The organism is Rhodococcus sp. 27YEA6 (assembly GCF_044908235.1).
GTDB classification, from domain to species: Bacteria; Actinomycetota; Actinomycetes; order Mycobacteriales; family Mycobacteriaceae; genus Rhodococcus_F; species Rhodococcus_F qingshengii.
On sequence record NZ_JBIYCY010000002.1, the window covers coordinates 328,623 to 345,306 of the forward strand.

13 protein-coding genes are annotated in these 16,684 nt (G+C 63.7%); 5 read left to right on the top strand and 8 right to left on the bottom strand.

The genetic code is table 11. The annotated features are described in order from the left end of the window. Window positions 1–38: 38 nt before the first annotated feature. From ilvC to ABH939_RS07940, 3 genes are read right to left on the bottom strand one after another with little or no spacing between them, the layout of a single operon-like run. Window positions 39–1,040, bottom strand: a complete 1,002-nt coding sequence (ilvC, locus tag ABH939_RS07930; protein WP_030535412.1) for a ketol-acid reductoisomerase — start codon at window positions 1,038–1,040, stop codon at window positions 39–41. Window positions 1,041–1,093: 53 nt separating this feature from the next. Further along, a complete protein-coding gene (gene ilvN / locus ABH939_RS07935) occupies window positions 1,094–1,597 on the bottom strand; it encodes an acetolactate synthase small subunit (RefSeq protein ID WP_003944718.1) in 504 nt (167 codons plus the stop codon). Beyond that, window positions 1,594–3,534 (bottom strand): acetolactate synthase large subunit, encoded by a 1,941-nt coding sequence (locus ABH939_RS07940; protein WP_030535411.1) that lies wholly within the window; start codon window positions 3,532–3,534, stop codon window positions 1,594–1,596. Before ABH939_RS07940 ends, ilvN begins: the two co-directional genes overlap by 4 nt. 266 nt (window positions 3,535–3,800) lie before the next feature. On the opposite strand from ABH939_RS07940, the gene ABH939_RS07945 reads away from it, so the two are divergent. From ABH939_RS07945 to ABH939_RS07955, 3 genes are all read left to right on the top strand, one after another. Next, window positions 3,801–4,322, top strand: a complete 522-nt coding sequence (locus ABH939_RS07945) for a PH domain-containing protein (protein WP_039973093.1) — start codon at window positions 3,801–3,803, stop codon at window positions 4,320–4,322. Between the two features lie 72 nt (window positions 4,323–4,394). Then, window positions 4,395–6,236, top strand: a complete 1,842-nt coding sequence (ilvD, locus tag ABH939_RS07950; RefSeq protein ID WP_404649535.1) for a dihydroxy-acid dehydratase — start codon at window positions 4,395–4,397, stop codon at window positions 6,234–6,236. Between the two features lie 767 nt (window positions 6,237–7,003). Continuing rightward, window positions 7,004–8,539 carry an amino acid permease gene (locus ABH939_RS07955; RefSeq protein ID WP_003944693.1) on the top strand — a complete coding sequence of 512 codons (1,536 nt, stop codon included), beginning with the start codon at window positions 7,004–7,006 and terminating at the stop codon, window positions 8,537–8,539. 69 nt (window positions 8,540–8,608) lie between these two features. Here the strand turns inward: ABH939_RS07955 and ABH939_RS07960 are convergent, their stop codons facing one another. Then, the gene (locus tag ABH939_RS07960; RefSeq protein WP_003944742.1) at window positions 8,609–9,436 is read right to left on the bottom strand and encodes a DoxX family protein; all 828 of its coding nucleotides are present in this window, start codon (window positions 9,434–9,436) and stop codon (window positions 8,609–8,611) included. A 90-nt stretch (window positions 9,437–9,526) separates the two neighbouring features. Between ABH939_RS07960 and ABH939_RS07965 the strand changes: the two genes are divergently transcribed. Continuing rightward, window positions 9,527–10,657, top strand: a complete 1,131-nt coding sequence (locus ABH939_RS07965; RefSeq protein ID WP_404649536.1) for a PQQ-dependent sugar dehydrogenase — start codon at window positions 9,527–9,529, stop codon at window positions 10,655–10,657. A 127-nt stretch (window positions 10,658–10,784) separates the two neighbouring features. Beyond that, entirely contained in the window at window positions 10,785–11,831 is a 1,047-nt protein-coding gene (locus tag ABH939_RS07970; protein WP_030535408.1) for an NAD(P)-dependent alcohol dehydrogenase, read from the top strand. Window positions 11,832–11,919: 88 nt separating this feature from the next. Here ABH939_RS07970 and gatB read toward each other — a convergent pair whose 3' ends face one another. The 4 genes from gatB to ABH939_RS07990 all read right to left on the bottom strand — a co-directional run bounded on the left by gatB (window position 11,920) and on the right by ABH939_RS07990 (window position 16,550). After that, window positions 11,920–13,431 (bottom strand): Asp-tRNA(Asn)/Glu-tRNA(Gln) amidotransferase subunit GatB, encoded by a 1,512-nt coding sequence (gene gatB, locus ABH939_RS07975; protein WP_007729370.1) that lies wholly within the window; start codon window positions 13,429–13,431, stop codon window positions 11,920–11,922. Between the two features lie 25 nt (window positions 13,432–13,456). Then, a complete protein-coding gene (locus ABH939_RS07980; RefSeq protein ID WP_019747919.1) occupies window positions 13,457–14,488 on the bottom strand; it encodes an ATP-dependent 6-phosphofructokinase in 1,032 nt (343 codons plus the stop codon). A gap of 115 nt (window positions 14,489–14,603) precedes the next feature. Then, entirely contained in the window at window positions 14,604–15,266 is a 663-nt protein-coding gene (locus ABH939_RS07985) for a response regulator transcription factor (protein ID WP_007729374.1), read from the bottom strand. 9 nt (window positions 15,267–15,275) lie between these two features. Continuing rightward, the gene (locus ABH939_RS07990; protein WP_058038608.1) at window positions 15,276–16,550 is read right to left on the bottom strand and encodes a sensor histidine kinase; all 1,275 of its coding nucleotides are present in this window, start codon (window positions 16,548–16,550) and stop codon (window positions 15,276–15,278) included. Window positions 16,551–16,684: the final 134 nt, after the last annotated feature.

Below are 16,684 nucleotides of genomic sequence, written 5' to 3' on the forward strand. Positions count from 1 at the left end.
CATCAGGCCAGTGGAGACGTGGAGCGTGAAACTGCGAATTACGCGGTTTCGGTGATCGGACGATCGACCCAGCTCATCAGGTCGCGCAGCTTCTTGCCGGTGACCTCGATGGGGTGCTCGGCGTTGGCCTTGCGCAGGCCCTCGAGCTCGGTGTTGCCGTTCTCGACGTTGGCAACCAGACGACGGGTGAACTCGCCGGACTGGATGTCGGCCAGGATCGCCTTCATGCGCTCCTTGGTGTCGGCGTCGATGACGCGCGGGCCGGAGAGGTATCCACCGAACTCAGCGGTGTCGGACACCGAGTAGTTCATGCGGGCGATGCCACCCTCGTACATGAGGTCGACGATGAGCTTGAGCTCGTGCAGAACCTCGAAGTACGCCATCTCGGGTGCGTAGCCGGCCTCGACCATGACCTCGAAACCGGTCTTGACCAGTTCCTCGGTGCCGCCGCAGAGCACGGCCTGCTCGCCGAAGAGGTCCGTCTCGGTCTCTTCCTTGAACGTGGTCTTGATGACGCCTGCGCGGGTTCCGCCGATGCCCTTGGCATAGGACAGAGCAAGAGCCTGGCCTTCACCCTTGGGATCCTGGTCGATGGCGATGAGCGCGGGAACGCCCTTGCCGTCGACGAACTGACGACGCACCAGGTGGCCGGGGCCCTTGGGGGCGACCATGCCGACGGTGACGAACTCCGGAGCCTTGATCAGGTCGAAGTGAATGTTCAGGCCGTGACCGAAGAACAGCGCGTCGCCGTCCTTGAGGTTCGGCTCGATGTCATTGGTGAAAATGCTCGCCTGAGCGGTGTCAGGTGCGAGCACCATGATGACGTCGGCCCACTCGGAAACCTCTGCCGGCGTACCGACCGTCAGCCCCTGCTCTTCAGCCTTCTCACGCGACTTCGAGCCTTCCTTGAGGCCGATGCGCACATCGACGCCCGAGTCACGCAGGCTCAGCGAATGGGCGTGGCCCTGGCTTCCGTAGCCGATCACAGCAACCTTGCGGCCCTGAATGATCGACAGATCGGCATCGTCGTCGTAGAACATCTCGACTGCCACAGTTCTCAACCTCTCCTTGGATTTTTACGTGTCTAAAAGTACTAGCGGGTGGCCGTGATCGACTTCGGCCCTCGACCGACTGCCACGACCCCGGACTGAACGATCTCCCGGATACCGTACGGATCAAGCATCCGCAGCAGTGCATCCAGCTTGGACCGAGTACCGGTCGCCTCGATGGTGACGGACTCCGGAGAGACGTCGATCACCTTGGCGCGGAACAGGTTCACCGTTTCGATGACCTGCGTGCGCACGCTTGCATCAGCGCGCACCTTGATGAGCACGAGCTCGCGAGCGACGGATGCTTCACCGTCCTGCTCGACGATCTTGATGACGTTGATCAGCTTGTTGAGCTGCTTCGTCACCTGCTCGAGAGGGAACTCGTCGACCGTGACGACGATGGTCATACGTGAGATCTCGGGGATCTCGGTTCCGCCCACCGCAAGGGATTCGATGTTGAATCCGCGGCGGGAGAAAAGTGCGGAGACGCGAGCCAGCACGCCTGGCTTGTCCTCGACGAGAACACTGAGGGTGTGACTGGTGCTCACTTCTGATCCTCCCCTGTGCCCGCGGCGGGTCCGGCTTGCTCGCGTGACATGGCTTCGTGGATGACGGCGGGCTCGGCAACTGCCTCGTCGTCGTCGAACAGCGGCCGGATGCCCCGGGCCGCCATGATTTCGTCGTTGCTCGTTCCGGCAGCGACCATCGGCCACACCTGTGCGTCGGCGGTGACGATGAAGTCGATCACGACAGGCTTGTCGTTGATGGACTGCGCCTCACGGATCGCAGCTTCGACATCTTCTTCACGCTCGACACGAATTCCGTGGCAGCCCAATGCTTCTGCGAGCTTCACGAAGTCCGGGATGCGGATGGCGCCGTGCGTTCCGAGGTTGGTGTTGGAGTAGCGCTCTTCATAGAAGAGTGTCTGCCACTGGCGCACCATGCCGAGGTTGCCGTTGTTGATGAGGGCAACCTTGATCGGAATACCTTCGAGTGCGCAGGTTGCGAGTTCCTGATTGGTCATCTGGAAGCAGCCGTCGCCGTCGATCGCCCACACCTCGGTGTCGGGCATACCCATCTTGGCGCCCATGGCTGCGGGAACCGCGTACCCCATGGTGCCGAGCCCGCCCGAGTTGAGCCACGTGCGCGGCTTCTCGTAGCCGACGAACTGCGCGGCCCACATCTGGTGCTGACCGACGCCGGCGCAGTAGATGGCATCCGGTCCGGCGAGCTTGCCGACGGTCTGGATCACGTACTCCGGGCTCAGCTGACCGTCGGTGGGACGGTCGTAGCTCAGCGGGTACGTACGACGGATGTCATTCAGGTACGCCCACCACTCGGTGAGGTCGAACGTGGTGCCCGTGGCCATGTCGGCACGGATCGCCTCGATGAGTTCGGTGATGACCTCTTTGCAGTCGCCCACGATCGGGACGTCCGCGTAGCGGTTCTTGCCGATCTCGGCCGGGTCGATGTCGGCATGGATGACCTTGGCGTCGGGCGCGAAGGAATTCAGCTGACCGGTGACGCGGTCGTCGAAACGCGCACCGAGGGTGATCAGTAGATCGCTACGCTGCAGAGCGGCGACTGCGGCAACGGTGCCGTGCATTCCCGGCATACCGCAGTTGAGGTCGTGGCTGTCCGGGAACGCGCCGCGGGCCATCAGCGTGGTGACGACGGGGATACCGGTCAGCTCGGCCAATTCGAGCAGCTCCGGCGAGGAGTCGGACTTGATGACGCCGCCACCGACGTACAGAACCGGCGACTTGGCGTCGGCGATCAGACGTGCAGCTTCACGAACCTGCTTGCCGTGCGGCTTGGTCACCGGGCGGTAGCCCGGCAGACGCATCTCCGGCGGCCACGAGAACGTGGTCTGCGACTGCAGGATGTCCTTGGGGATATCGACCAGGACGGCGCCGGGGCGACCGCTGGCCGCGAGGTAGAAGGCCTCGGCCATGATGCGCGGGATGTCGATCGCGTCGGTGATCAGGAAGTTGTGCTTGGTGACCGGCATCGTGATGCCTGAGATATCGGCTTCCTGGAAGCCGTCGGTACCGATCAGCGAGCGCGCCACCTGCCCGGTGATCGCGACGATCGGAACGGAGTCCATCTGCGCGTCGGCCAGCGGCGTGACCAGGTTGGTCGCACCGGGACCCGAGGTGGCCATGCAGACGCCGACCTTGCCGGTCGCCTGGGCGTAACCGGTGGCAGCGTGGCCTGCACCCTGCTCGTGGCGCACGAGCACGTGGCGGACCTTGACCGAATCGAAGAGTGGGTCGTAAACCGGGAGCACGGCACCGCCGGGAATGCCGAATACCGTGTCGACCTCGAGCTCTTCGAGGGCTCGAACCACAGACTGCGCGCCGGTTACCCGCTCAGGCGGAAGCTGGCGACGGTTGGCCGTCTGGGTTGCGGCAGCCGCGGTTGTCGGGCTCGGTGTCCCTGACTTGCGCGGCGTGGGTTGAGGCCGTGCTGTTGGTGCGCTCACTGGGAAATCCTCTGATTCTGGCTCCGGGCAACAAAAAACCCCCGTCAGCATCTGCTGAGCGAGGGTGGCGCGTCGTTATCTGGTGAGTTGAAAAATCGACTCAGGCGACGACGCGCCGGCCGATTACGAGCAACTCATTCTGTTTCACGCACTCGACAGTAGAGGCGCTAGTCGCGAACGGCAAACTTGGTGAGTCGACCGTCCCAGAATCTGAGATACATCGGCTGCAATGCGAAGATGTAGAGGTGTCAACTTCGCAGCAGCCCGTGCCACCGGCTCAATCATCCCACACGCCGAAACCACTTCGGCACGTCATCCGCATTTCGCAGCTCGCTTACATGGCGTGCGCGTTCCTTCTGTTCGCGGTCAGCTTCCCGATCTTCGGGTGGCCCGTCGCCTTCAGCTGGTTGCTGATCCTTCCGATCATCGCCGTCTATCTCGTCGCGCGACTGCGCACCACCGTCAGCCCTGACGGCCTCGAGGTCCGCTCGACGTTCTCCAAGCGCACCCTCGCCTGGGACGACGTCAAGGGTTTCCGCTTCCCGAAGCGGAGTTGGGCGCGCGCGGAACTCACCGACGGAACCGAGGTGACCCTGCCTGCGGTCAGCTTCGTCAGGCTTCCCGAGATCGCGATCGCCAGCGGTGGCCGCATCACCGATCCCTACGCATCCGCCGCAGAAGCCTTCGCCGCCAAGGAAGCCGAAGAGGAAGAAGCAGCTGCAGAAGCAGAAGCAGAATCCGAGCTCGTCGAGAACACACAGGACCAGCCCGAAGAGAAGCGCCCGTAGCACGCGAGTAGCGTTGAAAGGCCCTCGCTTCTATTTGAGTGGACCAGCAACGATCACATAAGGAACACGCCCATGCCCCCGTTGAGGTCACGCACCACCACCATCGGACGTAATGCTGCCGGAGCCCGATCCCTGTGGCGCGCCACAGGAATGACGGATTCCGACTTCGGAAAGCCGATCGTCGCCGTAGCGAACTCGTACACCCAGTTCGTACCCGGCCACGTGCATCTCAAGAACGTGGGCGAGATCGTTGCCGAGGCCATCAGTGCGGCCGGCGGCGTCGCTCGTGAGTTCCACACCATCGCAGTCGACGACGGCATCGCAATGGGCCACGGCGGAATGCTCTACTCGCTCCCGAGCCGCGAGATCATCGCCGACTCGGTCGAGTACATGGCAAACGCCCACACAGCCGACGCACTGGTGTGTATCTCCAACTGCGACAAGATCACTCCCGGCATGCTCAACGCTGCAATGCGTCTCAACATCCCGACCGTCTTCGTCTCCGGCGGTCCGATGGAGGCCGGTAAGGCAGTGGTCGTCGGCGGCGTGGCCCAAGCCCCCACCGACCTCATCACCGCGATCTCCGCCTCTGCCAACGATGCCGTGTCCGACGAGGGCCTCGACGAGGTCGAGCGCAGCGCGTGCCCGACATGCGGGTCCTGCTCCGGAATGTTCACCGCCAATTCCATGAACTGCCTGACGGAGGCCCTCGGCCTCGCATTGCCGGGCAACGGCTCCACGCTGGCAACTCACAAGGCTCGTCACGCACTCTTCTCTCGTGCGGGCACCACCGTGGTCGAGGCTGCCCTCAAGTACTACCGCGACGGCGACGAGTCGGTGCTGCCACGCAACATCGCGACCCCGGCAGCGTTCCGCAACGCGATGGCTCTCGACGTCGCCATGGGCGGTTCCACCAACACCGTCCTGCACACACTGGCAGCGGCACAGGAAGGCGAGGTCGACTTCGACCTCGACACCATCGACGCGATCAGCCGCAAGGTGCCGTGCCTGTCCAAGGTCTCCCCCAACTCGGACTACCACATGGAAGACGTCCACCGCGCCGGGGGAATCCCGGCGCTGCTCGGTGAGCTTCGCCGCGGCGGACTCCTCGAAACCGACGTCTCGACCGTGCACACCAAGAGCTTCGACCAGTGGCTCGACGACTGGGACATCCGCTCCGGCAAGGCAACAGACGAAGCGATCGAACTGTTCCATGCTGCTCCCGGCGGCGTGCGCACCATCGAACCGTTCTCGACGGACAACCGGTGGTCTGCCCTCGACACCGATGCTGCCGGTGGCTGCATCCGCGACGTCGAGAACGCCTACACCGTGGAAGGCGGCCTGGTCGTCCTGCGCGGCAACATCGCCGTCGACGGCGCAATCCTCAAGACGGCCGGCATCGACGAGGAACTGTTCTCGTTCCAGGGCCCGGCTCTGGTCGTCGAGTCGCAGGAAGAAGCCGTCTCGGTGATCCTGCAGAAGAAGATCAAGGCCGGCGACGTCCTGGTCGTGCGTTACGAAGGACCAAAGGGCGGACCGGGCATGCAGGAAATGCTGCACCCCACCGCTTTCCTCAAGGGCGCAGGCCTCGGCAAGGAATGCGCGCTGATCACCGACGGTCGTTTCTCGGGCGGAACCTCCGGGCTGTCCATCGGTCACATCTCCCCCGAGGCTGCCGCAGGCGGAATCATCGGTCTCGTCCAGAACGGCGATCAGGTTCGCATCGACGTCGCCTCGCGCACGCTCGAGATCCTGGTCGACGACGACGTCCTCGCCGAGCGACGCGCGAAGATGGAGGCCTCGGAGCGCCCGTGGCAGCCGGTCGATCGTCAGCGCACCGTGACGACAGCACTGCGCGCCTACGCCGCTCTGGCGACGTCCGCCGACAAGGGCGCGGTTCGCTACGTTCCGTAAGTTCTGCCACGAATCGAAAAAATCCCCGGCCGCTTTTCGGCCGGGGATTTTTTCTGTCAGCGCTCGTGCGGCTCGAGACGCCCGTAGCCGATGTGACAGTCACACAAGGTTTTCGGGCAGCCGCACGTGCGGCAACCAACTCAGCTCCACGAGAATGCTCGCCAACGGGCCACGACAGAGGGTCGACAGAGTCGGGTTCATTTCACCTCGGAGAAGAACGCGGGACCGACTGCGTCCGAACACGCCATACTTCCTCCGGTGTTGTATGAGCTTGAACCACAACCCAATCCGATCATCCCGTCGCCGACACACTCTGCCACGACGCGTGATGGACGCTCGACCGGATCCAGGTACGCGGTGGTCCTCTCGCCTGTCGCCCCGATACGGGTGAAATGGGACGTGCTGGTACAGCCACAGTGCAACTCATCGACAGCAAGACCGACCGACAGGTACCGAATAGTCGGGCGACACGCGGAGCACCAACGGAACGATATGAGCTATCAGACATTTCAGACCGAATCGCGCGTCCGGCTCGTGAGCGAATTCACTTGGACGTAGGGTTTCAGACACCAGCTGATCAATTCAGATACATGAGGGGGGATGACTTTCAGTCAGGTGATCATTTCGGTCAGTTCGAGCGAGCCGACTTGCACACGGCGCTCACCAGTGGTTCCCTCATCAGGTCGCTGAGACGCACATCACAACGACGACAGTCAGCCACCGCCCGTCACCCACAAGGTCGACGGGAAACAACCAAGGAGCAATACATGCCCGGAGTCGGCATATGGCGCACCAAATCCGTCGAGCAATCGATCGCGGACACCGACGAGCCTGAGACAAAGCTCAAGAAGGAACTGACCGCGAAGGACCTCACGGTATTCGGAGTCGCCGTCGTCATCGGCGCAGGCATCTTCACGCTGACTGCTCGAACCGCGGGCAATGTCGCAGGACCCTCCATTTCACTGGCATTCGTTCTCGCTGCCATCGCCTGTGGCCTCGCCGCGCTGTGTTACGCGGAGTTCGCCTCCACCGTCCCCGTCGCAGGCAGCGCATACACGTTCTCCTACGCCACGTTCGGGGAGTTCGCCGCCTGGATCATCGGCTGGGACCTCATTCTCGAGTTCGCTCTCGCCTCCGCCGTCGTCGGCAAGGGCTGGTCGCTGTACCTCGGCAACGTCATCGGGGCCAGCGGAAGCACCACCGCCCACATCGGTTCGATCAGCTTCGACTGGGGCGCTCTGCTCATCATCGGCGCGATCACGCTGATCCTCGCGATCGGCACCAAGGTTTCCTCGCGAGTCTCCGCGATCATCACCGCGATCAAGATCGCAGTAGTCCTGCTCGTCATCGTCGTGGGCGCGTTCTACATCAAGAAGGAGAACTACTCCCCCTTCATCCCGCCGTCCGAAGGAACCGAGAGTTCTGCAAGCGGAATCCATCAGACCCTGTTCTCCTGGCTGACCGGCGCAGGCGGAAGTAGCTACGGCGCTTACGGATTGCTCGCCGCAGCCAGCCTCGTGTTCTTTGCCTTCATCGGTTTCGACGTCGTCGCCACCACCGCCGAGGAAACCAAGAACCCGCAGAAGTCGTTGCCGCGAGGAATCTTCGGCTCGCTCGCCATCGTCACGGTTCTCTACGTTGCCGTCACGCTCGTACTGACCGGCATGGTCAAGTACACCGAACTCAAGGACGGCAGTCCGTTGGTCGGCGATTCCAGCGCCACCCTCGCAACCGCATTCGAGGCCAACGGCATTGGTTGGGCACAAACCGCCATCAACTTCGGTGGCCTGGCCGGCCTCACGACAGTTGTCATGGTCATGATGCTCGGCCAGACCCGCGTCCTCTTCGCCATGTCCCGTGACGGCCTCATGCCGCGCAGCCTGGCCAAGACCAACGCCAAGGGCATCCCGATGCGCATCACGTTGATCGTCGGTGGCATCGTTGCCGTCCTGGCAGCGTTCTTCCCCATGGGCACGCTCGAAGAGATGGTCAACATCGGAACGCTGTTCGCCTTCGTCCTGGTTTGTGTCGGTGTCATCGTCCTTCGCCGCACCCGCCCCGACCTGCCGCGCGGATTCCGCGTCCCGCTGGTGCCGTTCGTTCCGATCGTCGCCGTGCTCGCCTGCGGTTGGCTGATGCTCAACCTCTCGGTCGAGACCTGGATCCGGTTCCTCGTCTGGATGGCCATCGGTGTGCTCGTGTACTTCGCCTACGGTCACCGCAAGTCGGTCCTCGGTCGCAAACTCAAGGACGGAACCGCCATCCCGTCCGCGAACGCCGACCCGGTACTCGTCAAGGACTGATCCTTCATAAACGAACCGCCGCTCTCCGATTCGGAGAGCGGCGGTTCGTTTTGTTCGACGGCGCGAGTATCAGATGAGCGGATTGGCACCGTTCAGGAAGATCCAGGTGCAGACGCCGGCAGCGATACCGAGGATCAAAACCACGAGCGATCCGATAAACGGACGAGTTGCCCAGCCACGACGACCGTCGAGCGCAATACGACCTGGTCCCGTCAAAATGATGACGCCCGCACAGATTCCGAGCAGCATCTCGTACTCGGTCCCGGCCGGGGCGAAGTACTCCAGGCCGGGTGCGCTCGCCTGACGCAGCGCCCACGCATTGATCATCACCGCCAGAACCGACGCTGCCGCAACGGGAGTCAGCAACCCGAGGATCAGGAGGGCGCCACCTGCGACTTCACCGACGGCGCCGAGTATCGCCATCCACTTCGCCTGCTGGAACCCGGCGTCCGCCAGCATCGACTCGAACCCGTTCAGCCCCGGCCCGTTCCAGATACCGGTCAACTTCTGCAGACCGTGCACCAACGCAGTTCCACCGACGGCCAATCGCAGTGCAAGCAACCCGAGGTCGAGAGTGCCTCGGCCCCGCGGAGACTCAGTTGTACCTGCCACGGCTTCGGCGGTGGGGACGGCGGCGATCGGAGCGTCGTACGCCGTCTCACGCTCGAGAGCCACGGTCGGCTGATCCGCGCCAGGTGCTCGGTATGTCGGTATCTGTTCGGTCAGGGAGTTGGCGTTCGTGGAACCGAAATCGAGATCGTCGTCGGTCCGCGGCAACGGATTCTTGGCGCTCACCGTCGGAAATTGTTCGGTGGGCGAATCATACGGACTGGACACATTGCCCGTCGGCTTGTCCGCATCCGACAACTCGCTGGGATCTTTTCGCTCGTCAGTCACGTAGGTGAGCCTATGACCGATTCACGAACTCGACGGGGAACCTTGGTCCGGCGTGGCGGCATCTGCCGTGCATTACGTAACGTCTTGGGCATGACTACGGGTAGGCATGCAGCGCTGGGCGCACTGGCGCTGGTGCTCGGGACATCGTTGCTCGCAGGTTGCGCCGACTTCGACGAATCGACTGCCTCGCCGTTCACACCCGAACCGACCAACCAGGCCAGCGCGGAAGTGCAGCCGGAGAACCCGCCGCCGTCGACCACGCCGCCGGCGCCGCGGACCGGCCCCCTCGGACCGTGTCAGGATGCCGACACCGCCGTGATCGCAACCTGTCTCGACACCACGGGTGGGCTCGTCACACTCCCGGATGGGAACTCCGGACTGGTCGCCGAACGGCGGACCGGCCGGATCATGCAGGTAGCTCCCAACACGACACCGGTCGAGGTAGCCAAGATCGACGTCGACGGCAGCGGTGACGGCGGCCTGCTCGACATCGCACTCTCCCCCACGTTTGTCGAAGACAACTTGATCTATGCCTACGTCACCACCGGAACGGACAACCGGGTGGTCCGCATCGCTCCGGGTGACACCGCCAAGGAAGTACTCGGTGGAATCCCGCGCGGCGCGAGCGGCAACGGCGGGTCACTGGAGTTCGCGGCCCCGGACCAGCTCATGGTTCTGACAGGCGATACCGGAAACCCCGCGGTTGCTCAGGATCCCGCCTCGTTGGCGGGGAAACTCTTGCGGGTCCGATCGCTGACACCCAACGCTGCGCCACCTCGCCCGGAAGTTGTTCTGTCCGGAATCGGAAACGGCGGCGGCGTGTGCGTCGATCCGGGAATCGCGACGTGGGTCACGGACCGAACCACTCTCGAGGATCGCCTCCAACGCGTCGGCGCCGACGGCACGGTGACATCCCCCGCGTGGACGTGGCCCGACCGCCCCGGAGTCGGCGGGTGCATCGCGGCGCAGGGAGTGGTAGCTGTCGCGCTGGGGGCCGGCAAAGCGATCTCGGCGGTGGCCGCAGATCCAGGAACAGGTGCCGTCACGACCGCGCCGTCGGCAGTGGCGAAAGACACGTACGGCCAGCTGGGCGGTTTGGCACTCGGATCCGACGGTTTGATGTGGGCGAGCACGATAAACAAATCCGCGGGCGAGCCGGGTCCGAACGACGACAAGGTGGTCAAGATCCCGATGCCGAGTGGCAGCGGCGGGATCGACTGAGCCGCCATGTCTGTTCGGTCACGGATCCCGTGACCGAACATGCACAGATGCGTACTCTTTTGTTAGCGGGGCTAAACACCACGCATTTGCCAGGACCGGTTGGCCCAACCACGACAAAGGAGTCGGTATGAAGGCAATCCAGTACACGAGAATCGGCGCAGAACCCGAACTCACGGAGATTCCCAAACCCGAGCCCGGTCCAGGTGAAGTGCTCCTGGAAGTCACCGCTGCCGGCGTCTGCCACTCGGACGACTTCATCATGAGCCTGCCCGAGGAGCAGTACACCTACGGCCTTCCTCTCACGCTCGGCCACGAGGGCGCCGGCCGGGTCGCCGCCGTTGGCGAGGGCGTCGAAGGACTCGACATCGGAACCAATGTCGTCGTCTACGGACCCTGGGGCTGTGGCAGCTGTTGGCACTGCTCGCAAGGACTCGAAAACTACTGTTCTCGGGCAAAAGAACTCGGCATCAATCCTCCTGGTCTCGGTGCACCCGGCGCGTTGGCCGAATTCATGATCGTCGATTCACCTCGCCACCTCGTCCCGATCGGCGACCTCGACCCGGTCAAGACGGTGCCGCTGACCGACGCCGGTCTGACGCCGTACCACGCGATCAAGCGTTCACTGCCGAAACTTCGCGGTGGCTCGTACGCCGTCGTCATCGGTACCGGCGGTCTCGGCCATGTCGCCATCCAACTCCTCCGCCACCTCTCGGCAGCAACCGTCATCGCACTCGACGTGAGCGCGGACAAGCTCGAACTGGCAACCAAGGTAGGCGCTCACGAAGTGGTTCTGTCCGACAAGGACGCGGCCGAGAACGTCCGCAGTATCACCGGAAGTCAGGGCGCCGCACTGGTTCTCGACTTCGTCGGCTATCAGCCCACCATCGACACCGCGATGGCTGTCGCCGGCGTCGGATCGGACGTCACCATCGTCGGGATCGGCGACGGGCAGGCCCATGCCAAAGTCGGGTTCTTCCAAAGTCCTTACGAGGCTTCGGTGACAGTTCCGTACTGGGGTGCCCGCAACGAGCTGATCGAATTGATCGACCTGGCGCACGCCGGCATCTTCGACATCGCGGTGGAGACCTTCAGTCTCGACAACGGCGCCGAAGCGTATCGACGACTGGCCGCCGGAACGCTCAGCGGCCGCGCGGTTGTGGTCCCTGGTCTGTAGACCGACAGCGGCAAAACGACAGCGAAAAACACTGATGCCCGGCCGAATTCGATTCGGCCGGGCATCAGTGTCAGAAATTCAGTGTGCGCTAGCTGCACGCCTCGATGACAAGTTCCTTCACACGAGCCGCGTCTGCCTGTCCACGAGTGGCCTTCATGACGTCGCCGACGATCTTTCCGGCGGCCTGCACCTTGCCACTGCGAATCTTGTCCGCGATGTCGGGGTTCGCTGCGAGCGCTTCGTCGACGGCTGCCTTGAGCTTGGTTTCGTCACGTTCGACGACCAACTCCGGGTGGGCCGCGACAACCTGCTCCGGGTCACCCTCGCCGTCGAGGACGTGATCGACGACCTGGCGAGCCACTTTGTTGTTGAGCTTGCCGCTGTCGATGAGAGCTACGACCTGCGCAACCTGCGCCGGGGTGATCGGCAGAGCACCGAGTTCGACGCCACGGGTGTTCGCCTGCTGTGACAGGTAGGACAGCCACCAGGAGCGCGCTGCCTCGGGCGAAGCACCGGCCTCGGTGGTCGCGATCACCAGATCGATGGCACCGGCATTGACGAGGTCGCGCATGACCTCGTCGGAGATTCCCCAGTCCTTCTGGATCCGCGCACGGCGAATCCAGGGAAGCTCCGGCAAGGTACCGCGCAGTTCTTCGACCCACTCGGCGCTCGGAGCGACGGGCTCGAGATCCGGTTCCGGGAAGTAGCGGTAGTCCTCGGCCGTCTCCTTCCGGCGTCCCGCTGCGGTGGTGCCGTCGCCTTCCTGGAAATGGCGGGTCTCCTGGATGACCTCACCGCCGGCGTCGAGAACTGCTGCCTGACGGCGCATTTCGTAGCGAACTGCGACCTCGACGCTCTTGAGGGAGTTGACGTTCTTGGTCTCGGTGCGGGTCCCCAGTTCGGTGGAACCGATCGGCATGAGGGAGATGTTCGCGTCGCAGCGCATCGATCCCTGGTCCATGCGGACGTCGGAGACGTCGAGGGACTTCAGCAGATCTCGAAGCGCCGTGACGTACGCGCGAGCAACCTCGGGTGCGCGCTCACCGGCACCGTGGATGGTCTTGGTGACGATCTCCACCAAGGGAACGCCCGCACGGTTGTAGTCGAGCAGCGAATGGCTGGCACCGTGGATACGACCGGTAGCGCCACCCACGTGGAGGGACTTACCGGTGTCCTCTTCCATGTGGGCGCGCTCGATCTCGACGCGCCACGTCGTGCCGTCGTCGAGGATCACGTCGAGGTAACCCTCGGTTGCGATCGGCTCGTCGTACTGGGAGATCTGGTAGTTCTTCGGCTGATCCGGGTAGAAGTAGTTCTTGCGTGCGAATCGGCCCCACGGCGTGATGGAGCAGTTGAGCGCAAGGCCGATCCGGATCGCGGACTCGACAGCGGCTGCGTTCACCACCGGCAACGAACCGGGCATGCCCAGACAGACCGGGCACACCTGGGTATTGGGTTCGGCACCGAACTCGGTGGGGCACGGGCAGAACATCTTGGTCGCGGTGCCGAGTTCTACGTGCACCTCCATACCCATCACAGGCTCGTACTTGGTCAGTACTTCGTCGTAATCGAGGATGTCGGGCGCATCGACAGCAGTCATGGTGATCAGTTTATGCGTCTGCGGCTCAGCCGAAGAATGCGGCTGCCTCCTCGTAGCGCTCCTTGGGCACCGTCTTGAGTTTGCGGGTCGCCTCGGCGAGCGGAACGAGGTCGATGGACGTTCCGTGCAACGCGACCATCTGACCGAAATCTCCGCGGTGAGCTGCGTCGGTGGCATGAACGCCGAAGCGAGTGGCGAGGATGCGGTCGTGCGGCGTCGGGGTGCCACCGCGCTGAATGTGCCCGAGGACGGTGGTGCGAACTTCCTTGCCGATGCGGCGCTCGATCTCGTTTCCGAGCTGCTGCGCGACACCGGTGAAGATCTTGTGGCCGAACTCGTCTATGCCACCTTCGCGCAGGGTCATCGACGCGGGATCGGGCATCGCACCTTCAGCCACGACGCAGATGAAGTGGGAGTCGCCACGCTGGAAGCGCTTCTTGACCATCGCGCACACCTCGTCGACGTCGAACGGCTGTTCCGGAACCAGCGTGAGGTGTGCCCCCGACGCCAGTCCGGCCTGCAGCGCGATCCAGCCCGCATGCCGGCCCATGACCTCGACGAGCATGACGCGCTGGTGCGATTCGGCCGTGGTGTGGAGCCTGTCAATGGCGTCGGTGGCGACAGCCAAGGCGGTGTCGAAACCGAAAGTCACGTCAGTGCAGTCGATGTCGTTGTCGATCGTCTTGGGCACACCGATCACGGGTACGCCACTCTCGGAAAGCCAACTGGCCGCGGTGAGAGTGCCTTCGCCGCCGATCGGGATCAGGACGTCGATCCCGTTGTCGTCGAGAGTCTGCTTGATCTGATCGAGGCCCGCACGGAGTTTGTCGGGGTTCACGCGAGCGGTGCCGAGGATCGTGCCGCCGCGGGTGAGGATGCGGTTGATGCGGTCATCGGAGTCGAGCGGGACCTTGCGGTCCTCGAGCAATCCTCGCCAGCCGTCCCGGAATCCGACCACGGTACTGCCGTAACGACCGGCCGACGTACGTACGACGGCGCGGATGACCGCGTTCAAGCCCGGGCAGTCGCCGCCGCCCGTGAGGATTCCGATTCGCATAGTGCAGCACCTCTCGTGACCGGATTGTGGATCTTGGTGTCCATCTTCCCCCAGTCACCGTATTGCCGCAGGATAGCGGCGTTGCCGAGCCGCAACGCCGCGCCGCACGGGACCCCTAACCCGGCGTGACGAGCCCGCTTTCGTACGCCAGCACGACTGCCTGGGCGCGATCGCGCAGATCGAGCTTCGACAGCACCTTCCCGACATGGGTCTTGACGGTCTGCTCGGCGACGAACAGCCGCTCGGCGATCTCGACGTTGGACAATCCGCGGGCGATCAGTTCGAGGACCTCGCGCTCACGCGGGGTCAGGGCGTCCAGCGCTGCGGGCCGTGCGCGCGGGGCCGCCCGCCGGCTGGTCACATCGGCAATCAGACGCCGAGTCACCGTCGGCGCCAGCAAAGCCTGCCCTTCGGCAACGACGCGTACCGCCCGAATCAGCTCCTCAGCCGGTGCGTCCTTGAGCATGAAACCGCTCGCCCCGACGCTCAGTGCCTCGTAGACGTAGTCGTCGATGTCGAAAGTGGTGAGCATGAGGACTCGCACCGGTGGTTCCCATCCGGCGGACAGAATCTGGCGGGCAGCGTCGAGTCCGTTCATCTCGGGCATGCGAACATCCATCAAGACCACATCCGGACGCAATCGCGCGACCTCGGCGACGGCGATCTTGCCGTCCGGCGCATCGCCGATCACGCTGATGTCGGGCTGGGCGGAGAGTAGGGCTCCGAACCCTTGTCGAACCATCGCCTGGTCGTCTGCGATGAATACTGTGATGGGCACTCGGACAGCCTAGGCGGGCATCGACGGCAACTCGGCCCGGACCTCGAACCCTCCGTCCTGTCGCCGGTTTGCCAGCAGCATGCCGCCCACCGCCGAAGCCCGCTCTCGCATTCCGCGGATTCCGTTGCCACCAGTGGTTTCCGACGCCGAGTGCTGATTGCCACCCAATGGCGAAGGTCCGTTGTTCACGAGCGCGCTCACCGATTGCGGACCGAAGGCCACGGCGACCTCAATGGGTCCGCCTGGCGAATGCCTGGCCGCGTTGGTGATCGACTCCTGAATGATCCGGTAGAGCGCAAGGCCCGTGGATTCCGAGACCGACGCTCGATCGCCGTCGACTCGCCACGATACCGGCAAACCGGCACGGGTACTGCCGAGCAACAGTTCGTCCAACTGGTCGACGCCCGGTTGTGGAGCCGTCACCACGGTGTCCCCGTCGCTGCGCAGGACTCCGAGGAGGCCACGGATCTCGTTGAGCGCTGCTCGCCCTGTCTCACTTATCGATTCGAATTCGGTTCGGATCTCCGGAGTGACTGCATCGAGTCTGTACGGCGCACTCTGAGCTTGCACGACCACCATCGACATGTGGTGGGCCACGATGTCGTGCAAGTCGCGGGCGATCCGCGCCTTCTCCTCGAGGATCGTGCGCCGTGTGCGCTCGAGCTCACTGACTTCCTCCTGCTTGGCCAACTGGCGGCGCGAGAGAACCAACCAGCGGATCAACAGGCAGAAGACGACCAGGGCACTCAGCCCGACAGCCCAACCGGCGCCGTCGCTTCCCGGGGCGTTGCCGAGAAAGAGCAGCACTGTGGCGATCCAGGCGACACCGACAACCTGAATGGGCGCCCGCAGACTCACTGCGGCCAGCAACGACATCAGCACGATGATGTGGACGACCTGCCACGGGTAGCCGTAACCGGGAGTGTTGTCGAACACCAACGGGATGATCAACGCCGAGACCGCCGACACCGCCCACCCCAACGGAGCGTTGATCCGGATCAGGACGAACGGAAATGCAGCCAACGCGGCGACGAAGGGCATGATCGGCGGCGAAACATGATGCGTCAGTTGCAGTGTCGGCCAGGCAATCGAATAGAGGATCAGAGTGATCGCTACGATGACGATGTTCCAGAACTGACCGCGGGCCACGAAACTGGTTGCCCTACGCACTTTCTCCGAATGAACGACCGCCCCGTCGAGGCCGGACAGCATCGACCCGGCGGAGGCGTATGTCGGCGCGGGCACATCCGGTGCACCCTTGTTCTTCCTACGGACCTTGATCACTCGTCAAGCCTATGAAGGCGAACCCCGAAAGTCCTCATACTGCAGAGTGAGATCCCCCTACCTCCGAGGTATCACAGGGGAGGGAATTCTCACCCGAATGCGCGTCGGAGAACCCCTCCACAGAGCGATGACCG

What these genes read in the sequence shown, in the direction of transcription:
- ilvC (WP_030535412.1), bottom strand. Translation starts at nt 1,040, where the DNA reads ATGTTCTACGACGACGATGCCGATCTGTCGATCATTCAGGGCCGCAAG.
- ilvD (WP_404649535.1), top strand. Translation starts at nt 4,395, where the DNA reads ATGCCCCCGTTGAGGTCACGCACCACCACCATCGGACGTAATGCTGCC.
- ABH939_RS07955 (WP_003944693.1), top strand. Translation starts at nt 7,004, where the DNA reads ATGCCCGGAGTCGGCATATGGCGCACCAAATCCGTCGAGCAATCGATC.
- ABH939_RS07965 (WP_404649536.1), top strand. Translation starts at nt 9,527, where the DNA reads ATGACTACGGGTAGGCATGCAGCGCTGGGCGCACTGGCGCTGGTGCTC.
- ABH939_RS07970 (WP_030535408.1), top strand. Translation starts at nt 10,785, where the DNA reads ATGAAGGCAATCCAGTACACGAGAATCGGCGCAGAACCCGAACTCACG.
- gatB (WP_007729370.1), bottom strand. Translation starts at nt 13,431, where the DNA reads ATGACTGCTGTCGATGCGCCCGACATCCTCGATTACGACGAAGTACTG.
- ABH939_RS07980 (WP_019747919.1), bottom strand. Translation starts at nt 14,488, where the DNA reads ATGCGAATCGGAATCCTCACGGGCGGCGGCGACTGCCCGGGCTTGAAC.